At 74.4% G+C, this 6,580-nt stretch carries 5 protein-coding genes and 3 pseudogenes; 6 read left to right on the top strand and 2 right to left on the bottom strand.

Going from position 1 to position 6,580, the window contains the following annotated elements:
- The 3 genes and pseudogenes from MCBG_RS34480 to MCBG_RS28590 all read left to right on the top strand — a co-directional run.
- Positions 1-241, top strand: a pseudogene (locus MCBG_RS34480) (hypothetical protein); the annotation flags it as partial.
- Between the two features lie 91 nt (positions 242-332).
- Positions 333-737: a hypothetical protein gene (locus MCBG_RS34475; protein ID WP_223201366.1), complete on the top strand. Its 405-nt coding sequence runs from the start codon at positions 333-335 to the stop codon at positions 735-737.
- Positions 738-746: 9 nt separating this feature from the next.
- Positions 747-1,829, top strand: coding sequence for a polyprenyl synthetase family protein (locus MCBG_RS28590; RefSeq protein WP_043329435.1), 1,083 nt, complete (start codon positions 747-749; stop codon positions 1,827-1,829).
- A gap of 124 nt (positions 1,830-1,953) precedes the next feature.
- Here the strand turns inward: MCBG_RS28590 and MCBG_RS28585 are convergent, their stop codons facing one another.
- Positions 1,954-2,334 carry an Rv2175c family DNA-binding protein gene (locus MCBG_RS28585; protein WP_043329433.1) on the bottom strand — a complete coding sequence of 127 codons (381 nt, stop codon included), beginning with the start codon at positions 2,332-2,334 and terminating at the stop codon, positions 1,954-1,956.
- A gap of 143 nt (positions 2,335-2,477) precedes the next feature.
- Here MCBG_RS28585 and MCBG_RS28580 point away from each other — a divergent pair.
- From MCBG_RS28580 to MCBG_RS28570, 3 genes and pseudogenes are all read left to right on the top strand, one after another.
- A pseudogene (locus MCBG_RS28580) lies at positions 2,478-2,774 on the top strand (serine/threonine protein kinase); the annotation flags it as partial.
- Positions 2,775-2,917: 143 nt separating this feature from the next.
- Positions 2,918-4,606, top strand: a pseudogene (locus MCBG_RS28575) (PASTA domain-containing protein); the annotation flags it as partial.
- Entirely contained in the window at positions 4,603-5,472 is an 870-nt protein-coding gene (locus tag MCBG_RS28570) for a deoxyribonuclease IV (protein WP_181373819.1), read from the top strand. The pseudogene MCBG_RS28575 and the gene MCBG_RS28570, both read left to right, overlap by 4 nt.
- A gap of 43 nt (positions 5,473-5,515) precedes the next feature.
- On the opposite strand, the gene MCBG_RS28565 is transcribed toward MCBG_RS28570, so the two are convergent.
- Positions 5,516-6,550, bottom strand: coding sequence for a threonine aldolase family protein (locus MCBG_RS28565; RefSeq protein ID WP_043329430.1), 1,035 nt, complete (start codon positions 6,548-6,550; stop codon positions 5,516-5,518).
- Between the last annotated feature and the right edge of the window lie 30 nt (positions 6,551-6,580).

The following is a 6,580-nucleotide window of genomic DNA, read 5'->3' as shown; positions in this document are numbered from 1 at the left end:
CCTGGTCGCCTACCGGCTGGCGCTGCGGGACCGGGGGCCGCCGGGGAGCCGCCGCTGGCCGGGCACGTGCGGGTCGGCCAGCCACCTGCTGTCCGACGCCGGTGACGCGGCCGGCGCGCTGGTCCTGGCCCGGATCGGGTACGCGGCCAGCCGCGCCACCGCCTCCCCGGGGCTGCGGGGCTGCTGCTGCACCGGGTCGCCCTCGCCGCCGCGCTCGGCGGGCGGCGTCGCGCCCCGGTGAGGCGCTGGCCGGCGCCGACCGGGCCGGGCCGCCGGAACCCGGCCGGGAGCCGCAGTGGCTCTACTGGCTGGACGCCGCCGAGCTGGCCGCGATGACCGGGCGCACGCTCGTCGCGCTGGGCCGGGCCGCCGCGGCCGTGCCGCTGCTGACGCCCGTGGTGACAGCGCCGGGCCGCCCGCGCCGCTCCGCCGTGTACGGCGGCTGGCTGGCCCGGGCGCACCTGGGGCTCGGCGCGGAGCCCGAGGCGTGCGCGGTGGCCGGCGAGGCGCTGCTCGACGCGGTCCGCTCCGGTTCGCCCCGGGCCGTCGGCCAGCTCACCGAGTTCCGCCGCGGGCTGGCCCGCCGTCCGCCCGGACCGGCGACCCGGGGGTACGCACGGCTGCTCGCGGCGACCCGTCCGTACCTGCCGTCACGGCACCCGTGGCGGCCGTCGCCGCCGGTGAGCTGCGAGGCACGCCGGGACGGCGGCACGACGGGAGCGGGCCCGAACCGTTAGCGTCGTGGCGTGACCCACGCTGCTCCCGTTTCCCCCGTCGACCGTGCCGGCCTGCGTCAGCGGATCGACAAGGCGCTCACCGAGTTCCTGGCCGGCCAGCGCGGCTGGCTGACCGCCGTCGACGACGGCCTGCTGCCCGTCGCCGAGGCGATCGAGGCGTTCGTGCTGGGCGGCGGCAAGCGGCTGCGCCCGGCGTTCGGCTACTGGGGCTACCGGGGCGCCGGCGGAGTCGACTCCGACCAGGTCGTCGCCGCCCTGGCCGCGCTGGAGTTCGTGCAGGCCAGCGCGCTGATTCACGACGACCTGATGGACCGGTCGGACACCCGGCGGGGCGAGCCGGCGGTGCACCGCAGGTTCGCCGCCCGGCACCGGGCGGCCGGCTGGGGCGGCGACGCGGACGCGTTCGGCGACTCGGCCGCGATCCTGCTGGGTGACCTGTGCCTGGTCTGGTCCGACGAGCTGCTGCACTCCTCCGGCCTGCCGCCGGCGACGGTGGCCCGGGCCCGGCCGGTCTTCGACGAGATGCGCACCGAGGTGACCGTCGGGCAGTACCTGGACGTGCTGACCCAGGCGACCGCTGACACCTCGCTCGACCGGGCGGCCAAGGTGGCCCGGTACAAGTCGGCGAAGTACACGGTCGAACGGCCGCTGCTGCTGGGCGCCGCGCTGGCCGGCGCCCCGCCCGAGGTGCACGCCGCCTACTCCGCGTACGGGCTGCCGCTGGGTGAGGCGTTCCAGCTCCGCGACGACGTGCTGGGCGTGTTCGGCGACCCGGAGCTGACCGGCAAGCCGGCCGGTGACGACCTGCGCGAGGGCAAGCGGACGTACCTGGTGGCAGCCGCCCTGGAGACGCTCGACGAGGCCGGCCGGGAGGCGCTGCTGGCCGGGCTGGGCGTACCGGACCTGGACGCGGCCGGGGTGGACCGGCTGCGCGAGCTGATCACCTCCAGCGGCGCGCTGGAGCGTGCCGAACGGCACATCACCGCGCTCACGGAGAGCGCGCTGGCCGCGCTCACCGCCGTCGACCTGGACACCGAGGCCCGCCAGGCGCTGGTGGACCTGGCCATAGCCGCCACCCGCCGCCCCGCCTGACAGCCACTCCCCCGCGCTGTCCCCCGCCTCCGAAGCGGTCGATCATGAAGTTGGCGGCACTTTTGGAGATCGACTTCGCCGTCAACTTCATGATCGACGGGGTGGTTGGGTGGGTGGGGGTGGGTTAGAAGGCCACGGCCTGGGCTCGACGTTTGACCTCGCGGGCCAGGTCGCCGCCGAGGGCCACTGCGGGGGTGCCGGGAAGCGACGGGTCCTCCCGGTAGAGCCAGCGCAGCGCCTCCTCGTCGTCGTACCCGGCGTCGGCGAGCAGGTTGAGCACGCCGGGCAGGTGCTTGAGCACGGTGCGGTTGGCCACCAGGTCGGCCGGGACGCGGCGGACGCCGTCGCGGCGCACCGCGAGCAGCTCGCGGTCGCGGATCATCTGGTGCACCTTGCTGATCGACAGGTCCAGGCGCTCGGCCACGTCGGGCAGCGTCAGCCAGCCGGCCGGGTCGGCCGGTCCGGCCAGGTCGGCGCCGGTCTCGGCGGGTACGGAATCGGTCACCCGACCACCCTGCCACGTGCCCGCCGGATCCGGTGCACGGCACCCCCCCGACCTGCGCCGGAGCGCGCCGGGCCACCGGTGTCCCAACCCGGCGGTAGCATCCTGTTCTACGTTCACCCTTCCGACACATAGACTGCCTGCCGATGGACACACAGGTCGCCGACACGTTGCTGGGCTCGCTGATCGAGGGGCGCTACCGCATTCGCGGTCGCGTCGCCCGTGGCGGCATGGCGACCGTGTACACCGCCACCGACGAGCGCCTGGAGCGCACCGTGGCGGTCAAGATCATTCACCCGACCCAGGCGCCGCAGGCCCGGGCCCGGATGGCCGGGTTCGTCGAGCGGTTCACCGACGAGGCGAAGACGATCGCCCGGCTCACCCACCCGAACGTGGTGGCGGTCTACGACCAGGGCATCCACGCCGGCCTGCCGTACCTGGTGAATCTTGTAATTCGGACCTACTGAGTTTCATAAGCTCTTGTGCAATAGATGCTAGCTCACCTCCCGATGTCCCGGGCGACGGGCGAGCCTGGGTTAGATATACCGTTTGTAACGCTTTAAGTTCGGCAGAAGAGTGCGCTCCTGTACGACTGTGCGCGGCCGCACGCTGCGTGACGTGCTCGCTTTAGCGCCGCCGGCTGAACCCGGACGAGGCGCTCGCGATCACCGAGCAGGTGCTCGCCGCGCTCGCCGCCGCGCACCGGGCCGGCCTGGTGCACCGCGACGTCAAGCCGGAGAACGTCCTGGTCGCCGAGGTGCCCGCCGGCGGCAGCCGCGACCTGGTCGACAGCGTGGTCAAGGTGGCCGACTTCGGGCTGGCCCGGGCCGTCGAGGCGAGCGCGGAGGACGAGAACGGCAACCAGCTCATGGCGACGGTGGCGTACGTGGCGCCGGAGCTGGTCACCCAGGGCCACGCCGACCCGCGCACCGACGTCTACTCGGCCGGCATCGTGCTGTTCGAGATGCTCACCGGCCGGGTGCCCTACGACGGCGACCGCCCGGTGGAGGTCGCCTGGCAGCACGTCGACCGGGACGTGCCGGCCCCGTCCACGCTGGTTCCGGCGCTGCCGCCGGCTGTCGACGCGCTCGTCGCCCGGGCCACCCGGCGCGACCCGGCCGCCCGTCCGGCCGACGCCGCGGCGCTGCTGACCGAGGTGCAGGCGGCCCGCGAGGAACTGGGCAACCCGCACACGCACACCACTGTCCTGCGTCAGCTCAGCGACGACACGGCGGTGCTGAGCCAGCCGACGCAGGTGGTGGCCGCGCTGCAGCCGATCGAGCGCCCGTCATGGGCCCGGCTGCCCGAGGGCGCCGCCACCCAGCGCCCGCACCGCCGCCGCGCCGCCGAACCGGAGGGGGTGGGCGCCCGGTTCGCCGCCCTGCGTACCCGGATCATGGGTTCGCCGCGCGGCCGGCTGGCCGTCGCCGCGGCGGTCGTGGTGCTCGGCCTGGTCGCCGCCGTCGGCGGCTGGTGGTTCGGCGTGGGCCGCTACACGGTCGCGCCGCAGATGGTGAGCCTCACCAAGGCCGAGGCGGAGGCGCAGGCCCAGCGCGGTGGTTTCACGCTGCGCTACGCCGACCCCCGGTACGACGAGAACGTCCCGAAGGACACCGTGCTCGGGCAGGCGCCGGGCTCGGCCGCCCGGATCGTCAAGGGCGGCACGATCACGCTGACCCTGTCGCTCGGTCCGGAGCGCCTGCCGGTGCCGGACGTGGTGGGCAAGGACTTCGCGCTCGCCCAGGTGGAGCTGGAGGGTCTCAACCTGGTCGCGGCCAAGGGCAGCTCCCGCTACGACGACGCGCTGCCGGCGGGTGTCGTGCTGGCCACCGACCCGAAGGTGGGCACTGAGGTCAAGCCCGGGGCCAAGGTGACGCTGATCCTCAGCAAGGGCCGCGCCCCGGTGAGCGTGCCCGACCTGGTCGGCAAGAGCCTCACCGAGGCGCGCGCCATCCTCGCGCGGCTCGGGCTCAAGCCGGTGGAGAACGTCAAGGAGTCCGACAAGCCGAAGGACGAGATCCTCGGCCAGAGCCCGGCCGACGGCACCGGTGTGGAAAAGGGCGCCCAGGTCAAGCTGGAGATCAGCAAGGGCCCGCCGCAGGTGGCCGTGCCCCGGGTGGTCGACATGCCCTGCCAGCAGGCCAAGCAGACGCTGGAGAGCCAGGGCTTCCCGGTCAACATCCAGCTCAACCCGAACGGCATCGTCCGGATCCAGAACCCGGCCGAGAACACGCCGGTGCCGCCGGGCACCACGATCACTGTGACGTGCCTGTGAGCGCGGCGAACGGGTGCCGGCCGGTGGGGTCGCACACCCCCACCTCCGGTGGCCTGGCGCGGGCGGCCCTGCCGTACGCGGATGCGGCCGGGTCCGAGGTGGTGCAGGTCTACGTCTCGAACTCGCGTGGCTGGGCGCTGCCGGCCGGTGACCCGGCGCAGGACGCGCTGTTCCGCGACGGCTGCGCCGAGCGTGGCCTGCCCGTGTTCATCCACGCGTCGCTGCTGGTCAACCTCGGCTCCCCCACCCCCGCGACGGTCACCAGGTCGGCGGAGACGCTCGCCCACGCGCTGCGGCGGGGCCGGGCGATCGGCGCCGAGGGCGTGGTGTTCCACGCCGGCAGCTCGGTGGACGCCGGGCACGCCGAGGCGGCCCTGCGGCAGGTCCGGGAGTCGCTGCTCCCGCTGCTCGACGAGACCGCGGCCACCGGCGGGCCGATGCTGCTGGTCGAGCCGAGCGCCGGGGGCGGCCGGTCACTGGCGTCCCGGGTCGAGCACCTCGGCCCCTACCTCGACGCGGTCGACCGGCACCCGATGCTGGGCGTGTGCTTCGACACCTGTCACGCCTGGGCGGCCGGGCACGACCTGGCCGCCGAGGGCGGCATGACCGCCACGCTCGACACGCTGGTCGCCACCGTCGGCGCCGACCGGCTGCGGCTGGTGCACGCGAACGACTCGAAGGACCTGTGCGGCTCCACCCGGGACCGGCACGAGAACATCGGCAAGGGCACCATCGGCGAGCCGGCGTTCGCCGAGCTGATGCGCCATCCGGCGACCGCCGGCGTACCGGTGCTGGTGGAGACCCCGACGGAGAAGCACGTCGGCCACGCCGCCGACATCGCCGCCCTCAAACGCCTGCGCCCCTGACACAGCCGTTTCCTCCCGCCCTCGCCACGGCGTTGCCGGAGGGTCAGGCGCGCAGGGCGGTGTCGAGGATGGTGGCGGCGCTGTCGATCTGCTCGTCGGTGACGTCCAGGTGGGTCACCAACCGGGCGGTACGCGGGCCGAGCACCGAGATCAGCAGACCGGCTTCCCGCGCGGCTGCCGCCAGCGCGTGCGCGTCGAGAGGGTGCTTGGTCAGGTCCAGCGGCACGATGTTCGTGCGCACCACCGACGCGAGCACCCCGTGCGGGGCGACCGCCTCGGCCAGCCGGGCCGCCTTCGCGTGGTCCTCGGCGAGCCGCTCGACGTGGTGCGCCAGCGCGTACCGGCCGGCGGCGGCAAGAATGCCGACCTGCCGCATGCCACCGCCCATCCGCTTGCGCAGGACCCGCGCGCGGGCGATCTTCTCCGCGCTGCCCACCACCAGCGAGCCGACCGGCGCGCCGAGGCCCTTGGAGAGGCACACCGAAAGCGTGTCGAACAGCTCGCCGTACCCGGCCAGCGGCACCCTGTCCGCGACGTGCGCGTGCCAGATCCGGGCACCGTCGCAGTGCAGCGCCACCCCGTGCTCGTCGGCGACCTCGCGCATGCGGCGCAGCGTCGGCAGCGGGATCACCCCGCCGCCGCCCCGGTTGTGGGTCTGCTCCACCGCGATCGCGCGGGTCGGCACCGCGAAGTAGCCGTCCGGCCGGATCATCCCGGCGACCACGTCGGGGTCCAGGTCCGCGCCCACCGCGGGCCACGTCCGCGAGGAGATCCCACCGTACGCGGCGGCGGCCCCCACCTCGTACGTGACCACGTGCGCGTCGGCGTCGCAGAGCAACTCGTCGCCGGGCGGCACGTGCAACTGGAGCGCGATCTGGTTGGCCATCGATCCGCTCGGGGCGAACAGCGCCGCCTCGTGGCCGAACAGCGCGGCCACCTCCGCCTCCAGGGCGGTGACTGTCGGGTCCTCGCCGTAGACGTCGTCGCCCACCTCGGCGGCGGCCATCGCCTCCCGCATCCCCGGCGTCGGCCGGGTCACGGTGTCTGTCCGCAGATCGATCAGTTCAGCCACTGTCATCCCTTCGGCTGCCTCACGCTGTAGGTATCT

Source organism: Micromonospora sp. M42, assembly GCF_000568915.1.
In the GTDB taxonomy this organism is placed as follows: Bacteria; Actinomycetota; Actinomycetes; order Mycobacteriales; family Micromonosporaceae; genus Micromonospora; species Micromonospora chalcea.
This window is presented reverse-complemented; position numbering and strand designations above follow the sequence as displayed.